The organism is Bradyrhizobium liaoningense (assembly GCF_018130825.1).
GTDB lineage: Bacteria > Pseudomonadota > Alphaproteobacteria > Rhizobiales > Xanthobacteraceae > Bradyrhizobium > Bradyrhizobium liaoningense_B.
Genome location: NZ_JAFCJS010000008.1, coordinates 285,245 through 307,327 on the forward strand (window position 1 = coordinate 285,245; position 22,083 = coordinate 307,327).

Below are 22,083 nucleotides of genomic sequence, written 5' to 3' on the forward strand. Positions count from 1 at the left end.
AGCTCACTTCTCGATTATTTTGCGGGTTCGGTCAGCCACTGGCGAATGATGGCGACGGTTTCGTTCGGGTTGCGCTCGGCGAGCTCGCCGACGCGGTGGACGGACTGGGCGTGGACCTGGCCCTGGATGGTGGCAACGTCGATCGCGCTCGCTGCGCCGCTCGGCAGGAGCGGCTGGCCGGCCGGCGCGGCCTCGTCGCTCGCGGCCGGGCCGGCGAGCACGCCGGAGATGGCGGCGGCGACTTCGTCGGACGCCAGGATGCGCTTGACCAGCGGGCGGATCACCATGAACAGCACGACCAGGCCGAGCAGCATCATCACGCCGAGCTCGACGAAGTACATGACGTCGTCCTTGGTGAACTGCAGCATGCCGAGGAAGCCGCTGGGTTCGCCGATCGGCGCAGTGGAAGGGGCGTCGGCGAAGCGCAGATTGACGACCTCGACCTGGTCGCCGCGCTTCTGGTCGAAGCCGATCGCCGAGCGGACCAGGGTGGCGATGCGGTCGAGCTGCTCCTTGGTGCGGTCCGTGTAGGCCAGCTCGCCCTTGTCGTTCTTGGTGTAGATGCCGTCGACCAGCACCGCGACCGAGATGCGGTTGACCCGGCCGGCCTCGGTCACCTCGGTCTTGGTGGTGCGGGAGATCTCGTAATTGTTGGTCTCCTCGGTCTTCTTGCTCTGGTCCTTGGCTGCGACGCCGTTGTTCTGCTGGTTGCCGGGCAGCTCGTTGTTGACGGTGACCTGGCCGTTGTTGTCGGCGGTCATGCTGCTTTCTTCGCGGGTCTGGCTCGAGCGCAGCACGCGGCCCTCGGGGTCGAACTTGTCCGAGGTCTGGGTGACCTTGTTGAAGTCGAAATCGGCGGAGAGCTGGACGCGGGCGCGGCCCGATCCGACCACGGAGGAGACGATGTCCTCGACCTGCTTGCGCATCCGCTTCTCGAAGGCGGTGCGGCGCTCGTCCCCGAGCGCCTGCTCCGGATCGGTCTGGGCGCCGTCGGCGAGCAGCTGGCCGGCCTCGTCCACGATCGAGACGCGCTGCGGCTTCAGGCCGTTGACGGCGGAGGCGACGAGATGGCGAATGGCCCGGATCTGCTGCGCTTCGAGCGAGCCGCGGACGCGGACCACGATCGAGGCCGACGGCTCCGGCGCCTCGCGCGCGAACAGCGGCCGTTCGGGCAGCACCAGGTGGACGCGGGCGGCCTGGATGCGGTCGATGGCGCGGATAGTGCGGGCGAGCTCGCCTTCCAGCGCGCGCAGATGATTGATGTTCTGGACGAAGGAGGTGGTGCCGAGCGCGTCCGACTTGTCGAACACCTCGTAGCCGACGCCGCCGCCCTTGGGCAGGCCGCCCTCGGCGAGCTTCATTCTGAGGCGCGTGACCTTGTCCTTGGGCACCATGATGATGGAGCCCTCATTGCGGATCTCGAACTGGATGCCCTGGCGTTCCAGGTCTTTGACAATGCTGGAGGAATCTTCGACGCTGAGGTCGGTGAACAACGTCGTCATCTGCGGCGTGGTGACGCGCATGATGACGAACGCGAAGAAGCCGATGAGCGCGGCGGTGACCGCGATCATCGCCCCGAACCGGGCGGCACCGATACTTTTTAAGAAGTCCGCAAGACCTTGCAAGCAACCGCCCCGACCAATGCGACCCGCAACCGAGCGGCCGACTGGGCAATTATTGCCTAGGGGATGGTTTCGATATGGTTAACGAAGGTTAAGAGGTCGGACAAAAGTAGCGGCATGAAAAAAATCGGCCTCGCTGGGCGAGGCCGATTTTCGTCAAAAGCCGCAGATTTCCGGATCGCTTACTGGCGATATTGCTGGATGCGGGTGGTGCGAAGACCCGCCAGACCGTGCTGGTCGATGGAAAACTGCCAGGAGAGGAATTCGTCGACCGTCAGGGTATATCGGCTGCAGGCCTCCTCGAGGGAGAGAAGTCCGCCGCGCACAGCGGCGACGACCTCGGCCTTGCGGCGGATGACCCAGCGTTTGGTGCCGGGTGCGGGCAGATCTGCGATCGTCAGCGGACTGCCGTCCGGCCCGATGACGTATTTTACCCTCGGGCGATGGGGTTCTGTCATGGCGTACTCACAAACTCTCAACCACTGAACTCACGCCGTAACCGTAACCCCGGCGGCTTAAAAATCCGCTAAGCCTAAGGCTTCAATACAATTCTCGTTGAAACTTGCGGGAACGCGGCCGGCCTGGCGGGCGAAAAGGCCGGCCGGGCGGGCAGAAGGTAAATACTTTACTAACGAACGGGGCCTGCCGTGGTGTCGCAAGGCCCCTCAACCGTCGTCCTGGCGAAAGCCAGGACCCATTACCCCAGGGAGTAGTTGCTGCGAAGACTCGGGGTCACGTCCTCGCACTAAAACGACGTTCGGTGGTTATGGGTCCTGGCTTTCGCCAGGACGACACCGAGTATGTTGAACCGCTACAGCCTCAATCGCTCGCCGCAATAATGCTCTTCACCTGGCTCAGCGTGTAGCTGGCGCCGTCGATGGTGAGCAGCGGCGGCGACTGGGTCAGATCGACCGACGACACCACGCCCTGCACCTGCGCGGCGATGCCGATATTGTTGTTCGCGACGTCCTTGCCGGTCGCCGAGATCGTGTACTTGCCGTCGGGCCATTGCGTGCCGTCATTGCCCATGCCGTTCCAGGTGAAGGGAATGTCGGTGCCGGAGGCGGCGGTGTATTTGCCGGTGAACACGGTCTGGCCGCTGGCATTGGCGATGGTGATGTCGACGGTGGAATCGGACGGCACGTTGAGATGCCAGGTCGCCGACGAGTTCTTCATCGTCGCGGTCGAGCCGTCGACCAGCGCGGTCTTGCCGACGAAGCCCAGTGCCTGGGTCGCCTGCGTGGTCTGCTGCAGGGTGACGAGCTGCGCCAGCGAGTCGTTGGTCTTGAGCTGCTGCTCGACGCCGGCGAACTGCACCAGCTGCTGGGTGAACTGGTTGGTGTCGAGCGGATCGAGCGGGTTCTGGTTCTGCAACTGCGTCGTCAGCAGCGTCAGGAAGGTCTGGAAGTTGCCGGCGAGCGTCGATCCCGTGGTCGAGCTCAGCGAGTTCGACGAGGAGGACGACGACGATGTCGGCTGCGTCGTACCTGAGACGACGGCGGGGGCGGTGGCGGCATTCGTGGTGGTCATAAGCGAATACTCCTCACACTCTGATGTCGACGCCGCTGCTCGATCCGAGCATGCGGCCGTAGCCGCGCCCCGCGGGCGCTGCGGGAACGCTGTCGTCCTCGCTGATGATCAGCCGGCGGGCATTGCCGCCATTGTCGTTGTTCTGGCCGGAGTTCTGGCCCGACGAGTTCTGGTCGCGCAGGCTGAAGGACAGTCCGTTGCTGCCGGTCTTGAGGCCGGCATCGTCGAGTGCGCGCTGCAATTGCGGCGCGTCCTGCCGCAGCATCTGCAGCGTCTCCGGCTTCTCGACGGTGAGATGCGAGGTGACCTGGCCGTTGCGGTCGACATTGATGCGGACGTCGATGCGGCCGAGATCGACCGGATCGAGGCTGATGTCGAAGCGCGTCTTGCCCGCGCGTGCGGCCGCCGCGATCTCGATCGGCACGGCGTTGATCGGCACCGCCGCGGAAGTGGCCGCGGTCGCGGTCAGCGTTGCGGTCGAGGCGGTCGCCGTCGAGGTGGTCGTGGTCAGCGGCGCCTGCACGGCGGCGGCCTGCGCGCTGCTGTCGGTCGCGTTGAAAGCGGCCTGCGCATTGGCATGGGCGTGGGCGGCCGGTGCCGCAGGGATCGCGTCGGGCGCACGGTCCGCGGCGCCCGGCTTGGCGTCGGACGCGCTGCCATCTGCCTGGGGCTTGGCGGCTTGCGCATGCGCGGCGGCGTTGGTCGCAGTCGCCGGCGTCTGCGGAGTGGCGGCGTTCGCCTTGCCCGCGTCCTGGCCGATATTGGAGATGTCGGTCTGCGCTTGCGCGGTGGCGGCGGCCTTGAACGAGGTCTTTGGCGTGCCCTGGTCGACGGCGGCGATCAGCCCGCCATTGGTCTTGGCCTCGGTCGCGGTGCCGTCGGTCGCGCCGGTCGCGGCATCGGCCAGCGTCGCCGAGGTGTCGGCTTCGACTTTCGCGCCGGCCGTCTTGGCGCTCTTGTCGCCGGGCGTTGCGGTATCGGTCTTGGTGCCCGCGATCTGCGCCGCGGTGGAGGCGCTGGCGGCGATGCCGGCGGCGGCGATCGTCAGCGGCGAAGTGGCGGCATCGCCGGTCTGGCCCGTGGCCGCATTCGGATCGACCGGCACGACGGGCGCGGCGACGACGATCGCGTTGGGATCGGGAACGGCGGTTTGCGTCGCATCGACTTGCGCGGCGGTTGCGGCATCGACGGCGGCGGCGAGGCCGTCGGTGGCCTTGTCACCCTTCTCGTCCGACTTGTCCGCCGATTTGGCGTCTGACGTCTCGGACTTGTCCTTGGTCTTGCCCGCCTTGACCGAATCCTTGGTCGGGTCCTTGGCCGGATTGTCGCTGGCCTCGCTCTTGGTGGCGCCGGGCGTGTCGGTGTCGTCGCTGGCCTTGCTCTGCGAGGCGGTGTCAGTCGAAGAGGTGTCGCGCGAGCTGCGGTCGGAGGCGGATGAGGCGGAATCGGTCCGGCGCGGCGCGGTATCCTGGGCCGGCGCGTTGTTGCTGATCGCCTGGGTGTTGCTGTCGACCAGCGAGCCGAAGGAGTCGCTCGCCGGCGTGTCCTTCGTGCTTTGCGAGCGCGCAGGCTTCTGCTGGGCGCTCGAAACCTGGACGCTGGCAGCTAGATCTGACGAAACACCGACCACAGGCGCCCCCTTGGAAACATCTTCGGGATAGGGGTAGCAAGGAGCGGGCCAGCCTCCTGAACGGAGATTTTATCTAGTGAAATCAATACATTGGTTGATCGATCACCCCGCCGCGAGGGGCGCAAAAGCCCCGCCATTTCTGCCTCCCCGGCAAGAATTGCCCTAAGCAGGCGGCCGGCGTGATTGCTTCACCGGAATGCGGCCTATATTAAAGAGGCAGCTCTCAGCCGCTTTCGACCGGGCAAGTCGCGCCACCGTGGGAACCGAAGTTCCCCCGGGACCGTTCATGTCCCGGCCAGAAGCAAATCGCGGATCGCCGAACCGCCGTCACAGCTCAAGAACCCATGCTCAACAGTCTGGATCTCGAAGGCCGTCCTGAGGACACCAGGGTCGTTGTCGCCATGTCGGGCGGCGTCGATTCCTCGACGACGGCTGCGCTGCTGAAGGCTGAGGGCTACGACGTCGTCGGCATCACGCTGCAGCTCTACGACCATGGCGCGGCCACCCACCGCAAGGGCGCCTGCTGCGCCGGCCAGGACATCCACGACGCCCGCGACGTCGCCGCCAAGCTCGGCATTCCCCATTACGTGCTCGACTACGAGGACCGCTTTCGCGAGTCCGTCATCGACAATTTCGCCGACAGCTACGCGCTCGGCGAGACGCCGGTGCCCTGCATCGAGTGCAACCGCAGCGTCAAATTCCGCGACCTCTTGAAGACCGCCCGCGAGCTCGGGGCGCAGGCGCTCGCCACCGGCCATTATGTCGCCTCGCGCCGTCGCGCCGACGGCTCGCGCGCGCTGGTGTGTGCGGCCGACGCCGACCGCGACCAGAGCTATTTCCTCTTCGCGACCACGCAAGAACAGCTCGACTTCCTGCGCTTTCCGCTCGGCGACATGACCAAGCCCGAGACGCGCGAGCTCGCGCGGCGCTTCGGCCTGTCCGTCGCCGACAAGCACGACAGCCAGGACATCTGCTTCGTGCCGACGGGCCGCTACACCGACATCATCACCCGCCTGCGGCCGAACGCGATGGACCCCGGCGACATCGTCGATCTCGACGGCCGCGTGCTCGGCCAGCATCACGGCATCGCCAATTTCACCGTCGGCCAGCGCCGCGGCCTCGGCATCGCCTCGGGCTCGCCGCTGTTCGTGGTGCGGCTGGATGCGGCGCACCGCCGCGTCGTCGTCGGCCCGCGCGACGCGCTGAAGATGCACCGCATCTCCTTGCGCGACGTCAACTGGATCGGCGGCGGCGATATCGATAGCGCGATCGGCAACGGCCTGGAGATGTTCGTGCGCGTGCGCTCGACCCGCTCGCCGCAGCCGGCCTGGCTGCGCGGCGCCGGCGGCCATTACGAGGTCGAGCTCGTCGCCGGCGAAGAGGGCGTTTCGCCCGGCCAGGCCTGCGTGTTCTACGACGCACCGTCGGGCCAGGCCCGCGTGCTCGGCGGTGGCTTCATCCAGAGCGCCGCGGCGAAGCTTGACGCGGCCACATCGCGCCCGCTCGCGGAGGCCGTGCGCGGCTGACGGATGACGACATCAAGCGCAATTCATTGGGCTGGGTTCACCTCTCCTGTTGGGGAGAGGTGAAGTTAAGGGCAGGGGGCATGGCAGCAGACATCTCGCGGGCGGGGGTCGAGAAGGCCTATGGCCGCTGGGCGCCGGTCTACGATCTCGTGTTCGGCAAGGTCTTTGACGCCGGGCGGCAGTCGACCATTGCGGAAGCCGACCGCATTGGCGGCCGCATCCTCGACGTCGGCGTCGGCACCGGCCTGTCGCTCTCGGATTACGCGCGCACCACGAAGATCTGCGGCGTCGACATTTCCGAGCCGATGCTGCGCAAGGCGCAGGCGCGCGTGCGCGCGTTGCGGCTCTCCAATGTCGAGGTGCTCTCGGTGATGGACGCGAAAAACCTCGCCTTCCCCGACAACGCCTTCGATGCGGTGGTCGCGCAATATGTCATCACCGCCGTGCCCGATCCGGAAGGAACGCTCGACGAGTTCGTCCGCGTGCTCAAGCCGGGCGGCGAGCTGATCCTCGTCAACCACATCGGCGCGGAAAAGGGTCTTCGAAGGATCTCCGAACTCGCCTTCGCCCCCGTCGCCCGCCGTCTCGGCTGGCGCCCGGAATTCCCGTGGGCCCGCCTCGTCAACTGGGCCACGAGGCACGGCGGCGTCACGCTCACCGAGCGCCGGCCGATGCCGCCGATGGGCCATTTCTCGCTGATCCGCTACCGCAAATCGTGATCGGAAGCATGATCCGGAAAAGTGTGAAGCGGTTTTCCGACAAGATCATGCTCAAAAGACAAAGGTTAAAGCGCGAGTTCCTCGCGCTTTAAGGGGAACACGCGCCGAGTCCGGCGCGTTTTCCTCCCATGCGCACGACATCAAACATCATCCTGGCAAGCCTCCTGATCGCCGCCTCCGGAGCTGCGATCGCGCAGGCCCCGCCCGCCCCGGCGACGCCGCCGCAACAGACCGCGCCGCCATCCCCGCAACATGCGGCCAATTGCACCCCGCAGGACCGCCCGAACCGCTCACCCGATGGCACCACCACCGGGCAGGCCCGGGAACCGCTCGGTGACAAGCTCGCCAAATCCGACGGCGTGCTCTGCCCGCCCGCCGGCGTCGACCCCGACATGCACGCCCCGGCCCCCGAAACCGGCGGCAAGACCCCCGTCATCCCGCCCCCCGGCAGCCCCGGCGGCGACCCGAATGTGAGGCCGAAATAGCTTGTTTCTCCTTCGCCTCTCCCCGCGCGCGGGGAGAGGCCGGAATTTGCGAAAGCAAATTCCGGGTGAGGGGGGCTGTCCGCGAGTCTGGTGCCTGAGAGCGGGCGAGTCCGGCCCCAAACCGGTCGATTTCACTAGTGAAATCACCCCATCAATCGCCGCCACTTTGCTTGACTTCCCGCCGCCCCCTTCCTTATATGCCGCGCGTTCGCGAGATCGGCTGTTTCGCCGTTCGCGACCCTGTGGCGGGGTAGCTCAGCTGGTTAGAGCACGGGAATCATAATCCTGGGGTCGGGGGTTCGAGTCCCTCTCCCGCTACCAAACATCTCCCCAAGCACCCATTTGATAGCTCGGTAGACCTCAGCCGATCCTGATGCATGGCGCCGGGTCTGTTTGAACGGTGCGCCGCTTGTGCTGTCTGCAAGCACGGGCCGTAACGGTAGGGGAGTGCGGCGACATGGTCAAAGGTCTGCCACGCGAAGTTGAAGTCATCACGCTGTTCGTTGATGACATCGCGGCTTCGAAGGCGTTCTACGCCAAGGTTTTCGCATCCGAGATAGTCTGGGAGGATGCCGTCTCGTCTGTCTTGAGATTCGGCGGCCTCCTGATCAATCTTCTCGACGTCTCCCAGGCGCCTCCGCTTGTCGCGCCGTTGCCGGTTGGGCCGTCTTCCGCGGGGGCCCGCGCGCTGTTGACGATCAGGGTCGCTGACGTCGATGACGTGTGCTTCGCCCTTCGGGGGATCGGTGTCGATCTGCTCAATGGCCCGATCGACCGTCCATGGGGACGGCGAACCGCATCCTTCGCCGATCCTTCAGGTCATGTCTGGGAGATCGCTCAGCTGATCGGACGGACGTAGGCCGTAGGACGGGTAGCACTTGCGAAACCCGTCATACCTCGTCCGCGGATAGACCCTGGAAAACAATTTTGGGCCAGCTCTGGGGTGGGGGAGCCCGGAAGTATTTTTCGAGGCGATGATTTTGGGGCCGTGTACCTTCGCGAACAGCGTTGGGGAAGCTAAGCGGATGGGCTGCTTGCCGCAGCCATAGGGAACAGCCCGCCCTTTATTGGTTGCTACGTACCGTTTGTCAGCATGGCGTAGCTTACGCGAGAACCGGTGCATTTTACGTCCGTCCGGTTATGCCCCCCTAGACACACTTCGCCCCTACACTCTTACAAATGACGGGGGTCTAGTGTGAGGGATTCAATCGCCATGATAGGCGCGAATATGTCCGTCGGAGACGGGCACAATCGTGCGCATCCTATTGAAATAATTGATGCCATCACAGATAAGTATACCACAGGTTGCTGGGGCCTGCGTGAGGGGATGTGGATAGCGCGTCCGATGACTGAGCCACTTGAGAAAATTAAGGCGCCTTGCTCCAAGTGCATGCGGGAGACTACGCATCAGATCCTTTTCAATTGCGAGAAAGATGGCAGCGACTACGCGATGATTGCATGTGGAGGATGCGAGGCCATCTCCATGCGCGTGAAGGATCTGCATTTCACAGATCAGGAAGAATTCTACCCATCGCCAGTCTCGCGTCAGATGCCAATGTGGTTGCAATACATGCGGCTCGGGCTCGATGCGGATGAGGAGATACTCGGTGATCTACTGACTGAGGTGTATCAAGCCATCTTCGGGCGTCAGTATCGACTCGCTGCAATGGGCATTAGGGCGGCCCTGGAGCAGATCATGATCATGAAGATCGGTGACAAGGGCTCATTCAATCAAAAGCTGGAAGCGTTTGAGCGAGCTGGGTTCATCTCAAAAATCCAACGCGAAGCTATGCGTACGACATTGGATGTGGGTGACGCTGCGATGCACCGCGGCTTCGCCCCCACAGATGAGGACTTGAGGATCGCCCTCGATATTGTCGAGGGAGTGATGGCGCCGATCTTTGGGCATGCAGATGAAGCAAAGGGGTTGGGGAAGCGTGTGCCTCCCCGGAAAAACAACGAACGCTGAAGACGATGCTTCGCTCAATCGGTATTGTCGAAGACTTTCCCGTCAGCCCGTAGGATGGGTTTCGCTTCGCTCTATCCATCTTATTAGTTGAGGGCTTCGTGCGACCGGGAGGTTAAACTGCTTCGCTCGATACGCATTGGTCACATCAAGTCGTTTTCGGACCCTCAGACGCTCACGTTGTCGGAAGCGAACGGCATGTTGGGGAGTGGCTATAATGTACTTGTCGGAGCGAACAATAGCGGCAAGTCAACAATCGTCTCACTGGTTCGGCAACTGCTTGCTCCCGACGATACTCTGACGATTGGAAGAGAAATGCGCCGTGAACCGGAAAAGCCGGTCATCGAAGCTGCTTGGATTCATCCTAATGGCGATATCGCCGAAATCGGAATCGACACCGGCGTTCAAGGAGGTATCTTTCGTAAGACTGGCAACCATAATGGCCTTCACGGTTCCTTTAGGTTTGTCCCTTCGCGCCGGCCATTTGCGTCCGATTATCATGTCGGAGGAATGAAGCCCAGTGACTATGAGTATGGGGAGTTGCTTGGTCGCCTTGGCAACCAAGCCTTTTTTGATGGGCAGTTAGCGACGGCAATTGCAAAAGTCTTTCTTGACGCTTCGGAGAAGGATCTATTCGTAGCGGAATTGATGGAGGTCGATCCGTCTTCTGTCGACTTTACGACAGACAATGTTGGTGGACGAAATGTTATGCTTTACGAGGGGCCGTCAAAGCGGCCACATACTCTCTCTGATACCGGAGATGGAGTAACGAACCTAATAAGAATCATTTATGTGTTGGCCACGAGTCAGCCAGGTGATTGTATTGTTATCGATGAGCCCGAACTATCTTTGCATCCTCAGTTGCAGCGAAATCTATACCGGCATTTGCTTAGCTATAGTGACACTCGACAGGTCGTAGTGGTTACACATTCGCCGCACTTTGTAGGATGGGCCGAGATATCCGGTGCGTCTAAGCTCTTCCGGGTATTTATTGATATAATCGGCAACTCTCAAGTCGTATCACCTGCTAGTGCTTCCTTTAACGCCGTAAACGCGCACTCAAATGTTATGAGCAGGAAGTACTATGATTCAGTCTGCAAGGAATTGTTCTTTTCCAACCGGGCTGTGTTACTAGAAGGCGCAGAGGACGTGCACTACATCGAAAATTTCTTGGAAGCGACGGAGCAGAAGCCGCTACCTATTATGGGTTACGGTTGCGGCGGAGCCAGTGTAATCCGCCCCTGGATGCGTCTGTGTGTCGATCTCGGAATTAAATGCGCCGCAATCTTCGACGGCGATAAGAAGTCGGAATACGAGGCGGCGGCAAGCGAGTTTGCCGATAGGGCCGATCATGCCCGCCCGTTTTTCCTCATCAAGGACGACATCCGGGATAAGTACGAACGAAATTTATCGGGAGGAGAGACCAACAAGGTGATCAAGGAAGGAGTATTTCGGCGCGAAGGAATCATTCATCCGTCGTGCCGAGATGCATTTCAAACTCTGATCGATGAGATTCGAAAGTACCTAGACTGATTGAGTGCGTAAGATGGGTGGAGCGCTTGCGCCCACGACGAGCTCCACGACAGACGTCATGATTTCGTCCCGTCGGGCAAAACACCCGCCACCCCGTCAACCCCTCCCCGCAAAAATATTCCACTTTACCGAAATTCGGATTTGTCGTACATCTCGCCCATCCCGGCTCATCCTTGAGGGGCGATCGTGCGGTCGTCATTTTCGCGAGCCGGGCTTGCGGTGGACGCGGCAGCGTCGGCACGAGAGGGTGCGGGCAGGGCGGGTAGTCCCTGTGAGCTCGTTACCGCGTGCGGACGAGCGGCGCTGCTAGGCTTCGTCTCGTCTGTAAGTTTTCGGCTCCGTCGACAGGGCTGGAAATACTGCGGCGAAATGGCGGGCCGTGCGTACGGCAAAACCGTGTGGTCCTGGCCGTCGTTGCTACGGTCAAGCCTCTTGCGAAGATGCGCGCGAACCCAACCGGGCAGACGGCATCGTCAATTCGCGGGGCGAGGGAGGCCAAAAGGAAAGTTCGGCTCCCGGGAGAGCGCGGCATAAGCCGTCCGACCATCGCGCAGGGAAGGCCGAGTGATTGGCACCACCTGTATGCTGCTGTGCGGTTCCTTTGCGCTACATCTTCGCGCAGCGGACCGCGGGTGCGAGGTCAGCACCCGGCCTTCCCTGCGCCCTCTTGGCTTTGAGGGTGGAGAGATCAAGCAAGCCTCGGGTGAAATCAGCCGCGAGAATGCAGGGCTGCGTCTGGCGTCTGACATCGAAGCTGAACGGCAAATTGCATGCGTGCGGGGAAGTTGCGTTCAATCGGCCAGTCCGCTCTGTCGCAGCCGCTCGATGCAGGCTCACGCGATCGATCGCGTGGCTGGCCGCCGTCGGCAATGATCAGGCTGCACCATTCTATGAGAAGAGGGCTCGTGCCGGGTGGCACGTTCATCCGCGCCGGCGAGACCTCGAACGGCCATTCTACCGGAAGAACGGCGTTTTGAGACACGCCCGACATGAGGGCCGATCTTCGAGGATCGATCGGTTGGTCCGAATCTTGCGAGAGGGGACAGCGCGCGGCTTGTCATCCATGCAACACGATCGAAGGACGAGAGCACCATGTCAGAACAGCAGATGATCGATCTCTTCGACCGTTGGGAGCGGGTTTGGCACGAGGGACGATTCGACATCGTCCCGGCCTGCGTCGGCGAACATTACATTCGTCACGATGAAGCCGGCGACCGGATTGTCACGCGGGATGCCTACGCCGCCGAGATTGCCGAGGTGCAGCGGGAGCGACCCGGCATCCGTGTTGTCGTCTACGATCATTCCTTCTGCGGACATCGGGCATGGTTCCGCTTTGCGTTCAAGTGGCTCGATCCAAAGACCGGAGAGGCTCGAAGCCGTGCCGGGATGCAGTCCTACCGCACCGAGGGCGGCAAGTTGGTGGAGACCTGGTTATCGATGCAGCCACTCGGCTCGTCCTGGACCGACACGCCTCAAGAGCATTGGACGAGTTCGCCGGTCGTCGCATAATTGGAATCAAGACCGCCGATCTCATGTGCAGCCAAGCTTCGGCTGCGTCGCAATGCCGGGCAGATACATCAACTCATGCAAAATCGGCGTAACGCATTTGCTGAAATCGATGCCGACGCTGAGCGGCACGCTCGACGGTCTCAAGCTCATTGATTCTGCTGGGTTAGCGCCTCGAAAGCCCGAATGATATCGCGTCCGTAACTTGGAAGCTCTCTAACATATTGATGTTGCGCAATTAATCACCAGCCCTGTAAGACGTGCACGTCCGCGGCGAACTTGCGGACGTCGTGTGCTTCGGGTTCGTGATGTCCGACGTAGTGGTTGCCTCGATCTCAGCGCTCATCGATGCGTATTACGGCGAGTTGCGGTCGTACGCCTCCCGCAAGCTCCGCAACCCCGTTGCTGCCGAAGATGTCGTGCAGGAGGCCTGGTTGCGATTTGCCAGCTCGGGCAATGACAGGATCGCCAATCCGCGTGCGTATCTCTACCGGCTCGTCGGCAACCTCGTCATCGACCAGCAGCGCCGCGAGCAGACCCGCCTTGGCGCGGCCGCTCCGCCGTCCGATCATCTCGATGTCGTCGACGAGACGGTCGACACCGAGAGGCAGCTCATGGCGAGACAGCGGCTGGCGCTTCTGACCAAGGCGGTTTTCGAGCTGCCGCCCCGGTGTCGCGATTGCTTCATCCTGCGCCGCTTCGACGACCTCGAGCCGGACGAGATCGCCAGGCGGATGGGAATCAGCCGGAATATGGTTGAAAAGCACCTCCGGCACGCGCTCGTTCACTGTGCCAGGCGTCTGCGCGAAGGCGATTGATTTTTTCTCCCGGCTGACCTCCTCTGTTTTAGAATTGCTCCGTCTTAAAGAGTGAGATGGCGGGCGATCGCCACTCTTGCGGCGCTGTTTTCATGCTGGAACGACGATCATCCATGAATGACGGGGAGAAGCCGACTGCCCTGGACGAGGCGGCGGAATGGTATGTGCGGCAGGACGCCGGGGGGCTCGATGCCGGCGAAGAGGCGCGCTTCCGGGCATGGCTGCTGCAGCCGGCCAATCGGGCGGCTTACGAGGAAATCGCCGGCACCTGGGACCATCTTGGCCGCATCCCTCGTCCGGCACTCAGCATGGGGTCGCCGCGACGGCGTGATGCCAGCACGGTCCCGCTTCGGCGGCATCCGTCTCGCACATCCCGGCCGCGCCGCTGGGCGCTTGCGGCCGCGGCGGTCGTGGCGGCGGTCGTCGCCGGCTATGCGCTCGACCTTCCCATGCGGCTCGAGGCAGATGCCATGACGGCGACCGGCGAGGCGCGGACCGTGACGCTCGATGATGGCAGCAGCGTCGCCTTGAACACCGCGAGCGCCATCGCCGTCGACTATTCGCGCGAGCGCCGGCGCATTCGTCTCTTGCGCGGCGAGGCCGTGTTCACCGTCGCCAAGGACACCACGCGCCCGTTCGTCGTCGCTGCCGCGTCCGGCGAGGCGGTCGCGCGCGGCACGGTCTTCGCTGTCCGCAAGGAGGATGAAGCCGCGACAGTCACCGTGCTGGAAAGCCGCGTGGGGGTGTCCTACCCGGCGGCCGGCCGGACGGCGGTCGAGCTCTCTCCGGGAGAGGCCGTCGGTTATTCGCGCCGCGGTCTCGGCCAGCTGCGAGCGGTCGATGCCGATGCGGCGACGGCCTGGCGGCGTGGCAAGCTGATCTTCGTCGATCGCCCTCTCGGCGAAGTGATCGCGGAGCTCAATCGCTACCATTCTGGACGGATTCAAATCATCGACGGCTCCATCGGCAGCCATCCGGTCAGCGGTGTCTTCGACACCAGGAATCCTCTGCAAGCACTGGACGTTATCGAGCAGACTCTCGGTCTGCACTCGACGCGGCTGAGCAGCCTTCTGATCCTGCTGCATCACTGATCGAGAAAAACTTCGCTCCGTCGACCTCCTCTTTTCCAAGGCTCCTGCGTCTCACTGTCGGAAGGCAACTGCACCGGCCCGCGGCCGGTGCAGTTGCGACGGTGACGTGACGGGGGCGTGGTGTTGGGGACGAGTACGAGGAAGCGGATCGAGGTTGCATTGCTGGCGACGACGGCGATGCTTGCGGCGAGCATGGCAATGTCGGCAGCCAATGCGCAGGTCGCGCAAAATCCGGCCAGCGCCGCCGTCCGAACCTATGCGATTCCGGCCGGACCTCTCGCCACAGCGCTCAATCGCTTCGCCGACGCCTCGCAGCTTCAATTGGTCTATAGCGGCGTCATCGCGCGCGGCCGTCAAACCGGCGGCCTCAATGGCGCGTTCACGCCGCAGCAGGCGATAGCGCAGCTTCTGACCGGATCAGGCCTGTCCTATCGCTTCACCGGCGGCAACGCCGTCACGATCTTCGATCCGGCAAACAAGGACGCCAGCGCGCCACCTCCCTCCGACGGTTCGCTTGTCCTGGATACGATCGACGTCACGGCCAAGCGCTCCGACGGCTTCACGCCCGACACGCCCTATGCGACGCCCGGTTCCGTCTCGCATGTCTCGCGCGAGCAGATCGACCGCGTGCCGCCGACCTCCGCCGGCGACGTGTTCGTCAACACGCCCGGTGTGATCTCGGCGGGCAGCCATGTCGGCACCTCGATCAATCCGAACATCCGCGGTCTTCAGGGCATGGGACGCGTCGCGACGATGATCGACGGCGCGCGGCAGACCACGAGCTCCTACCGCGGCTATCTCGGAAATCGCGACGAGACCTATGTCGATCCCGACCTGATCGGCGGCATCGACATCTCCAAAGGGCCGAGCACCGGCGTCGGGGTCGGCGGCATCGCCGGCACGATCAATCTGCGCACCCTCGATGCGGGCGACATCGTCAAGGACGGCCAGTCCTACAGTGTTCGTCTCAAGGGCACGGTCGGCACCAATGCGGTGACGGAACGGGCGCCCAGCCCCCTGTCCAGCAACACCGTCAATTCAGCCAGCGAGGGCCGTCCATCCTTCTTCAACGGCGGCTCCCAGTCGGGCAGCGTGGCGGTTGGGGCGATCAAGGACAATTACGAGTTCCTCGTCGCCTATTCGAAGCACGTCCAGGGCAACTATTTCTCAGGCACGAACGTGCCTCCCGGCATCACCTTCAAGCCTGCGGCGAACGCCAATGCGCTCATCGGCCCCGGACAGGAGGTGTTCAACACCTCGGAGAATACGGAATCGTTCCTGGCCAAGGGCAAGGTGAAATGGGGCGACGGCCAGTCGCTCGAACTCAGCTACCTCTCCTATGTCTCCCATTACGGTGAGCTCGACGAGCTCAGCTATACGTTCGCCCTGAGCTCCGGACTGCTGCCGTACGGACAATTTGCACTCTCGGAAACACGCGCCGATACCTACACGGCAAAGTACAAATACGAGCCATCCGGCAATCCCTATGTGAACTTCCGCGCCAATCTCTGGCTGAGCGACGTGGCGTCGCAGCGCAACGGCCTGATTGCCGGGCCGTCGAGCATGACGACGCTGGGCGGCGATGTCGGCAACAAATCCGTGTTCGCCACGTCGCTCGGCGAACTGACCTGGGACAACGGAATGGAGTTCACCCGGGAGCACGCGACTGCGGAGCAGTTCGCGAGCGCGATCACGGGGTCGGAAGGGTGGGAAACCAACGGCCCGTCGGGCGTGCGGCTGCTGACGGGAACGTTCACCAACGCAAGCCTGAAGCCGATCAGCTGGCTGACGCTCTCGGGCGGACTGCGCTTCGACTACTACAACTCCGAGGGCGAGGGCTATCTCACCAAGTTTCCGGCCCGCTCCGGCGGGCGCGCGAGCCCCAATGCCGGCATCACCATTTCGCCGGTCGATGGCCTTCAGTTCTACGGCCAGTACAAGGAAGGCTATCGCCCTCCGAGCCTGCGTGAATCGCACTGGCACTATCAGGGGCTGCTCTGGAACAACCCGGATTTGCAGCCCGAGACCTCCAAGAACTATGAAGGCGGCCTGAACGTCCTGCGCAACGACGTCATCCGCGCCGGTGACAAGCTGCGGCTCAAGCTGTCCTATTTCGACAACCACTACGACGATTACATCGTCCGCTTCCAGACCGGCACCACCGGCGACCACAAATACGAATGGTACAATATCGACAGCGCCAACTATCGCGGCTTCGAGATCTCCGGCGGATATGACGCTGGGCCGCTGTTCGTTGAAGGCGCCTTCACGAAATACACCAAGATCGAATATTGCGTGACGGCAGGTCAGTGCGCGCCGCCCGTTTCGACGGCGGTGACGAATGCGGACGGGGCGCTGAAGAACGACTACGCTGCCAATTACATTCCGCCGGAATGGGCCGGCAGCGCGACGGCGGGCGTTCGGCTTCTCGATCAGAAGCTGACGCTGGGCGTGCGCACGCAGTTTTCGTCGTCGCGCTCGGGCAGCGCCTGGCCGCCGACGGCGCAGGGCACGTTCACCTGGCCGTCGTACACCGTGTACGATTTCTTCGGCAGCTACAGGTTCAGCGAGGATTCGACCCTCAATTTCAGCGTCGAGAACATCACCGATCAGTATTATTTCGGCGCGCTGACCTCGATCGGCGTTCCGTCCCCCGGCCGCACCGCCCGCGTCAGCTACACCACGACCCTCAACGATACCTCGCCTTTCGTCGTCAAGCTTCCCGACATCCGATTGGGAAATGCCTCCCTCGGCGCGCCCGGCTCCGATTGGACCGGCCTCTACGCGGGCGGCCATCTGGGTTACGGCTTTGCCGACATCAGGGGCGTGACCACCGATGCCAAGGGGCTGTCGGGCGGCATCCCCGCGACGGAATCGGCCTATGTCGACTTTCGAAACCTCACCAAGGGTTTTCAGGGCGGCTTCAACTATCAGTTCTCCAATCGCGTCGTGATCGGCGTCGAGGGTGATTTCTCCTGGACCAAGTTCACCAAGACGCAGAACGCGGTCGCGACGGAGGGAGCCGCGCTCAAGGCAGCCAGCTTCCTGCAGGCGCAGACCGACTACAGGCTGGATTGGACGGCATCGTTGCGCGGCCGGTTCGGCTACGCGTTCGATCGCATGTTCGTCTACGCGATGGGCGGTGCGGCCTTCCTGAAAGAGACCGAAATTCGCACCCAGTACCGCTCGAACTCCGCGAGCGCGGCCCTGCCGGCGGGCACCTTGACCCAGACGACTTTCAAGGAAGAGGCGTCCGCGACCCGCCGGGGATGGACGGTGGGCGCTGGCTTCGAATATGCGCTGACGAACAATTGGTCGCTGCGGGGCGAATACGCCTACGACCACTTCGGCGACGAGACCTTCCGGTTTCCCAACGCGACCGCCGGCGTGACGCTCCCGTACTCGGTGACGACGCGCTGCACGCCCTTTCCCGCGTGCCTGCGTACCGGCCCGGCCACCATCACGACGAACTATCCCGGCTCATCCCAGACCACGAATGGACGCATGGCGCAGAACTCACTCGATCTGCAGGCGATCACGATCGGCCTGAACTACCGCTTCTGATCATTCCGATGGCGAGGGCTCTGATCCAGTTCAATCCGGGCCTGACGAACCGGAAGCTGACCGAGTTTCGAGAATTCTGCGGTGGCTCACCGCAGAAGTGAAGGCTCGCCGGGTGGCGGCCGATACAGCAAGCAAGGAGACATCCGATGTCTGTCGAAATCGATCTGACCAGCAATAGCAGCGATCTCTTGAGTTACTTCAAGAACACCTGGCAGGCGGACTTTGCCTACAACGGCAATGGCAGCTTCTACGATTCGTCGGCGGCACAGCCGTTTTCGCAATGGGGTGCGGGGACCAATGGCCACAGCGGCGTCGTCCTCGAGGGCGATCTGTACTATCCCATCGGGACCGGCGGTGGCCTTTCATCGACCAGCACGCTGGACAGCCTCGACTTCGGCCACAGCTATGCCGGCGGTTCGACCGGGCCGTTCAGCGTCACCTCCGATCTCCACATCGATCTCGGCGGTGCGGCTCCGGATGCCATGTTCAATGAGGCGATCTACGCGATGTCGCATGGCGGCAACCTGCAGCAGACCACGCTTGCGGTCGCTCCGGGCGTCAGCGTTCCGTTCCATGGTCTCTACGACTATTTCGCGGAGGTCGGCACCCATCAGGTCGGCACCAGCGGCGATGATGTGCTCTACAGCTTCGCGGGCAACGACACGCTCACCGGCAACGGAGGTAACGACACCTATACGTTCGATCTGAACGGACTCGGTCAGTTGACGACCGATTTCACCAAGATCGGCAGCGATGTCGTCACCGACTTCACGGCCGCTAACGACTCGCTGATCTTCGGTCTGCAGAGCAGCGCCTACGACACCTATGCCGAGGTGCTCGGCGCTGCGACCCAGCAGGGCGCCAACACCGTGTTCGATTTCGGCGCGCTCGGCACGGTCACGCTCGACAACGTCAACAAGACGGATCTGGTGGGTGGCACCAACCTGTTCCTCGTCTAGGTCCGGACCTTGATGTTGCTCTCCTCCAAACAGACACCGCCGCAGGCCATGCCTGCGGCGGTCGTCGCGCCCCTCAGGCGTGCCGCGGCCGGGCTGGCGCTGGTCAGCGGTGCCATCAACGTCCTGATGTTGACGGCGCCGCTGTTCATGCTGCAGGTCTATGACCGCGTCTTGGCGAGCCGCAGCGTCCCGACCCTCGTCGGCCTCGCTTGCCTGGCGCTGGGGCTCTACGTCGTCCAGGCGTTCCTGGACGTCATCCGCGCGCGCATTCTCCTGCGCGTCGGCGAGCGGATCGACCGGCAGATCTCGGCGCGGGTTCATGAGGCCATCATCCGCCTCCCGCTCGAGACGCGAACCGTCGGAGACGGCCTGCAGCCGCTTCGCGATCTCGACAGCGTCCGGAATTTTCTCGGCACCCAGGCGCCGACCGCTCTGTTCGACCTGCCCTGGATGCCGCTCTACCTCGCCATCTGCTTTCTCTTCCATGCCTGGATCGGCGTCACCGCCCTGGGCGGTGCCCTCATATTGATGTCGCTGACCGTCGCGACCGAGGCGCTCACCCGCGCATCGCTGCGCGACACCACCATGCAGGGCATGGACCGCAATGCGAAGATGGATGCGAGCCGACGGAACGCGGAAGTCGTGCGCGCCATGGGAATGAACGACGCGCTCACCACGCGGTGGTCGATCGTCAACGGCGCCTATCTGACCTCGAACCGCTGCACCGGCGACGTCGTCAGCGCATTCAGCGCGAGCTCCCGCGCGATCAGACAGATTCTCCAGTCCGCGATCCTGGGCGTCGGCGCCTATCTCGTCATCGGGCAGGAGGTGACGGCCGGCGTGATGGTCGCGAGCTCGATCATGATGGGGCGCGCGCTTGCGCCGGTTGACCTCGCGATCTCGGGCTGGAAACCGTTCCTTGCGGCGAGACAAAGCTGGCTGCGCCTGACGGATCTGCTCGCGCTCGTGTCGCCGCCCGCCGCGGTGCTGGCGCTCCCGGCGCCAACAAGGAATCTGACCGCCGAGACGCTGACGATCATTCCACCGGGTCGCAAGAGCCCGACCGTGACCGGCGTCAGCCTGAGCCTCTCGGCAGGAAGCGCCCTGGGCGTCATCGGACCGAGCGGCAGCGGCAAATCCACGCTGATCCGCGCGCTCGTCGGCGTATGGACGCCGGCCGGCGGCAAGATCAGGCTGGACGGCGCGTCACTCGATCAATGGGACCGCCGCGCGCTCGGGACCCACACCGGCTATCTGCCTCAGGGCGTCGACCTGTTCGAAGGCACCATCGCTGAGAACATCGCCCGCTTCAATGACAATCCTGATCCCGCCGCCGTCGTCGCCGCTGCCAAGGCCGCTGGCGCGCACGATCTGATCACACAATTTGAAAAGGGCTATCAGACCAATGTCGGGGAGGGCGGCTCCGTGCTGTCGGCCGGACAACGCCAGCGCATCGGACTGGCCCGGGCGCTTTACGGCGATCCGTTCCTCGTGGTGCTCGACGAACCCAACGCCAATCTCGATGCCGATGGCGAAAGAGCCGTGGTCCACGCCATCACCGCGATCCGCGCGCGAGGGGGCATCGCGATCGTCGTTGCGCACCGTCCGAGCGCGCTCGGCGCCGTCGACCATGTCCTGATGATGGAGGCCGCACGCTGCAAGGCCTTCGGTCCGCGCGATGCGGTGCTGGCGCGCGTCCTGCGGAACGGCCATGCGCGCGCAGCGACGGCGACGGATGACGAGTCGCGTTCGGGCGTACCGACGCCGCTCCGCGTGGTCGCGGGCTCAACCGAAGCGCTGGAGCGAACTGCCGGGGGCAACGATGTCGAATGACGATGTCAGCGAAGTGTCTCGTTCGATCCGGCGCCAGTTCCTGCTGGGCGGCGTTGGTTGCCTCGTCCTCTTCGCAGGGCTCGGCGGGTGGGCGACGGCGACAAATCTGGCCGGTGCCGTCGTGGCCGATGGCACATTCGTCGTCGAGTCCTACGTCAAGAGCGTGCAGCATCCGACCGGCGGCGTGGTCGGTGAATTGCTGGTGCGCGAGGGGCAGCGCGTCAATCGCGGCGACGTCCTGATCCGCCTCGATGCGACACAGGTGAAGGCCAATCTCGCCATCGTCAGCAAGCGCCTCGATGAGCTGACGGCGCGCGAGGCCCGGCTCGAGGCGGAGCGCGACGACCAGGAGGCGATCGTGTTTCCGCCGGCGCTTGCGGCGCGCGCCGACCGCGCGGAGGTGGGGCGTGTCATGCAGGGCGAGAAGAACCTGTTCCTGTCCCGCCGCGCGACCCGGGACAGCAAGAAGGCGCAGCTGAGGGAACGCGTTGCGGAGTATGAGCATCAGATCGACGGCCTGAAGACGCAGCAATCGGCGTTCGAACGCGGCCTCGAGGTTCGCCGGCGGGAGATGGCCAGCCTGCGTGATCTGTTGCAGCGGGGGATCACGACCGTCCAGCGTCTGAACGAGCTGGAACGGGACGAGGCGACGCTGGATGCCTATCGCGGCCAGGTGGTTGCGGGGCAGGCACAGGCAGCGGGCAGCATCGCCGAGGCGAGATTGCAGATCCTGCAGGTCGATCAGGACCTCAAGGCCGAGGTCACGAACGATTTACGCGAGACGCAGGCGCAGATCGGCGAGTTCTCGGAGCGCAAGATCGCGGCCGAGGATCAGCTGCGCCGCATCGACATGATCGCGCCTCAGGACGGATGGGTGCACAACCTCTCCGTCCACACGGTCGGCGGTGTCGTGCCTCCTCGTGAAACGATGATGGAGATCGTTCCCGACGACGACCGCTTGACGCTCGAGGCGCACATTCCGCCGAGGAACATCCACGATGTTCGTCTCGGGCAGCAGGCCAGTCTGCGCCTGACCGCCTTCAACCTGCGCACGACCCCGCAGATCGAGGGAACGGTGAGCCGCGTCGGTGCCGACCTCACGCAGGACCAGCGGACCGGCACGTCGTTCTATGTCATCCGCATTTCCATTCCTCCGGACCAGCTGGCCCGGATCGCCGAGCTCAAGCTCGTTCCGGGAATGCCGGCCGAAGCGTTCATCCAGACCGGCGAGCGCACGGCGCTGTCATATCTCGTCAAGCCGCTTTCGGATCAGATCAATCGCGCCTTCAGGGAGAACTAGC

The 22,083-nt window shown here is 63.5% G+C and carries 17 protein-coding genes and 1 tRNA gene; 14 read left to right on the forward strand and 4 right to left on the reverse strand.

Features of this window, described 5'->3' with window-relative positions; genetic code table 11:
* Positions 1 to 14 precede the first annotated feature (14 nt).
* From fliF to JQ603_RS30635, 4 genes are all read right to left on the reverse strand, one after another.
* On the reverse strand, positions 15 to 1,625 hold the full coding sequence (gene fliF / locus JQ603_RS30620) for a flagellar basal-body MS-ring/collar protein FliF (RefSeq protein WP_212345286.1): 1,611 nt from the start codon (positions 1,623 to 1,625) through the stop codon (positions 15 to 17).
* A gap of 179 nt (positions 1,626 to 1,804) precedes the next feature.
* Positions 1,805 to 2,080: a DUF1153 domain-containing protein gene (locus JQ603_RS30625; RefSeq protein ID WP_002714638.1), complete on the reverse strand. Its 276-nt coding sequence runs from the start codon at positions 2,078 to 2,080 to the stop codon at positions 1,805 to 1,807.
* Between the two features lie 361 nt (positions 2,081 to 2,441).
* The gene (locus tag JQ603_RS30630; protein WP_212345289.1) at positions 2,442 to 3,152 is read right to left on the reverse strand and encodes a flagellar hook assembly protein FlgD; all 711 of its coding nucleotides are present in this window, start codon (positions 3,150 to 3,152) and stop codon (positions 2,442 to 2,444) included.
* Positions 3,153 to 3,165: 13 nt separating this feature from the next.
* Positions 3,166 to 4,782 carry a flagellar hook-length control protein FliK gene (locus JQ603_RS30635; RefSeq protein ID WP_212345292.1) on the reverse strand — a complete coding sequence of 539 codons (1,617 nt, stop codon included), beginning with the start codon at positions 4,780 to 4,782 and terminating at the stop codon, positions 3,166 to 3,168.
* Between the two features lie 344 nt (positions 4,783 to 5,126).
* On the opposite strand from JQ603_RS30635, the gene mnmA reads away from it, so the two are divergent.
* From mnmA to JQ603_RS30705, 14 genes are all read left to right on the forward strand, one after another.
* A complete protein-coding gene (mnmA, locus tag JQ603_RS30640) occupies positions 5,127 to 6,308 on the forward strand; it encodes a tRNA 2-thiouridine(34) synthase MnmA (RefSeq protein WP_212345295.1) in 1,182 nt (393 codons plus the stop codon).
* 80 nt (positions 6,309 to 6,388) lie between these two features.
* Complete coding sequence (locus JQ603_RS30645; protein ID WP_212345298.1) at positions 6,389 to 7,027, forward strand: class I SAM-dependent methyltransferase; 639 nt, start codon at positions 6,389 to 6,391, stop codon at positions 7,025 to 7,027.
* A 128-nt stretch (positions 7,028 to 7,155) separates the two neighbouring features.
* Positions 7,156 to 7,512, forward strand: a complete 357-nt coding sequence (locus JQ603_RS30650) for a hypothetical protein (protein ID WP_212345301.1) — start codon at positions 7,156 to 7,158, stop codon at positions 7,510 to 7,512.
* Positions 7,513 to 7,756: 244 nt separating this feature from the next.
* Positions 7,757 to 7,833: transfer RNA gene (locus JQ603_RS30655), tRNA-Met, on the forward strand.
* A 136-nt stretch (positions 7,834 to 7,969) separates the two neighbouring features.
* Positions 7,970 to 8,371 carry a VOC family protein gene (locus JQ603_RS30660; RefSeq protein WP_212345304.1) on the forward strand — a complete coding sequence of 134 codons (402 nt, stop codon included), beginning with the start codon at positions 7,970 to 7,972 and terminating at the stop codon, positions 8,369 to 8,371.
* Positions 8,372 to 8,857: 486 nt separating this feature from the next.
* A complete protein-coding gene (locus JQ603_RS30665; protein WP_212345305.1) occupies positions 8,858 to 9,481 on the forward strand; it encodes a DUF4145 domain-containing protein in 624 nt (207 codons plus the stop codon).
* 177 nt (positions 9,482 to 9,658) lie between these two features.
* The gene (locus JQ603_RS30670) at positions 9,659 to 11,011 is read left to right on the forward strand and encodes an ATP-dependent nuclease (protein WP_212345306.1); all 1,353 of its coding nucleotides are present in this window, start codon (positions 9,659 to 9,661) and stop codon (positions 11,009 to 11,011) included.
* 1,092 nt (positions 11,012 to 12,103) lie between these two features.
* On the forward strand, positions 12,104 to 12,520 hold the full coding sequence (locus JQ603_RS30675) for a nuclear transport factor 2 family protein (protein WP_212345307.1): 417 nt from the start codon (positions 12,104 to 12,106) through the stop codon (positions 12,518 to 12,520).
* 257 nt (positions 12,521 to 12,777) lie between these two features.
* Positions 12,778 to 13,335, forward strand: a complete 558-nt coding sequence (locus tag JQ603_RS30680; RefSeq protein WP_212345308.1) for a sigma-70 family RNA polymerase sigma factor — start codon at positions 12,778 to 12,780, stop codon at positions 13,333 to 13,335.
* A 56-nt stretch (positions 13,336 to 13,391) separates the two neighbouring features.
* Entirely contained in the window at positions 13,392 to 14,426 is a 1,035-nt protein-coding gene (locus JQ603_RS30685; RefSeq protein ID WP_212345309.1) for a FecR family protein, read from the forward strand.
* A gap of 198 nt (positions 14,427 to 14,624) precedes the next feature.
* Positions 14,625 to 17,990 carry a TonB-dependent receptor domain-containing protein gene (locus JQ603_RS30690; RefSeq protein WP_212345310.1) on the forward strand — a complete coding sequence of 1,122 codons (3,366 nt, stop codon included), beginning with the start codon at positions 14,625 to 14,627 and terminating at the stop codon, positions 17,988 to 17,990.
* Between the two features lie 146 nt (positions 17,991 to 18,136).
* Entirely contained in the window at positions 18,137 to 18,949 is an 813-nt protein-coding gene (locus tag JQ603_RS30695) for a hemolysin (protein WP_212345312.1), read from the forward strand.
* A 12-nt stretch (positions 18,950 to 18,961) separates the two neighbouring features.
* On the forward strand, positions 18,962 to 20,782 hold the full coding sequence (locus JQ603_RS30700; RefSeq protein ID WP_212345314.1) for a type I secretion system permease/ATPase: 1,821 nt from the start codon (positions 18,962 to 18,964) through the stop codon (positions 20,780 to 20,782).
* Positions 20,772 to 22,082 (forward strand): HlyD family type I secretion periplasmic adaptor subunit, encoded by a 1,311-nt coding sequence (locus JQ603_RS30705; protein WP_212345316.1) that lies wholly within the window; start codon positions 20,772 to 20,774, stop codon positions 22,080 to 22,082. The genes JQ603_RS30700 and JQ603_RS30705 overlap by 11 nt, the downstream gene beginning before the upstream one ends.
* The last annotated feature ends 1 nt before the right edge of the window (position 22,083 follow it).

Excerpts from the sequence above, each read along its gene's own strand:
- JQ603_RS30625 (WP_002714638.1), bottom strand. The coding sequence starts at position 2,080 with ATGACAGAACCCCATCGCCCGAGGGTAAAATACGTCATCGGGCCGGAC.
- JQ603_RS30630 (WP_212345289.1), bottom strand. The coding sequence starts at position 3,152 with ATGACCACCACGAATGCCGCCACCGCCCCCGCCGTCGTCTCAGGTACG.
- mnmA (WP_212345295.1), top strand. The coding sequence starts at position 5,127 with ATGCTCAACAGTCTGGATCTCGAAGGCCGTCCTGAGGACACCAGGGTC.
- JQ603_RS30645 (WP_212345298.1), top strand. The coding sequence starts at position 6,389 with ATGGCAGCAGACATCTCGCGGGCGGGGGTCGAGAAGGCCTATGGCCGC.
- JQ603_RS30650 (WP_212345301.1), top strand. The coding sequence starts at position 7,156 with ATGCGCACGACATCAAACATCATCCTGGCAAGCCTCCTGATCGCCGCC.
- JQ603_RS30660 (WP_212345304.1), top strand. The coding sequence starts at position 7,970 with ATGGTCAAAGGTCTGCCACGCGAAGTTGAAGTCATCACGCTGTTCGTT.
- JQ603_RS30665 (WP_212345305.1), top strand. The coding sequence starts at position 8,858 with ATGACTGAGCCACTTGAGAAAATTAAGGCGCCTTGCTCCAAGTGCATG.
- JQ603_RS30675 (WP_212345307.1), top strand. The coding sequence starts at position 12,104 with ATGTCAGAACAGCAGATGATCGATCTCTTCGACCGTTGGGAGCGGGTT.
- JQ603_RS30685 (WP_212345309.1), top strand. The coding sequence starts at position 13,392 with ATGGCGGGCGATCGCCACTCTTGCGGCGCTGTTTTCATGCTGGAACGA.
- JQ603_RS30690 (WP_212345310.1), top strand. The coding sequence starts at position 14,625 with ATGTCGGCAGCCAATGCGCAGGTCGCGCAAAATCCGGCCAGCGCCGCC.
- JQ603_RS30695 (WP_212345312.1), top strand. The coding sequence starts at position 18,137 with ATGTCTGTCGAAATCGATCTGACCAGCAATAGCAGCGATCTCTTGAGT.
- JQ603_RS30700 (WP_212345314.1), top strand. The coding sequence starts at position 18,962 with ATGTTGCTCTCCTCCAAACAGACACCGCCGCAGGCCATGCCTGCGGCG.
- JQ603_RS30705 (WP_212345316.1), top strand. The coding sequence starts at position 20,772 with ATGTCGAATGACGATGTCAGCGAAGTGTCTCGTTCGATCCGGCGCCAG.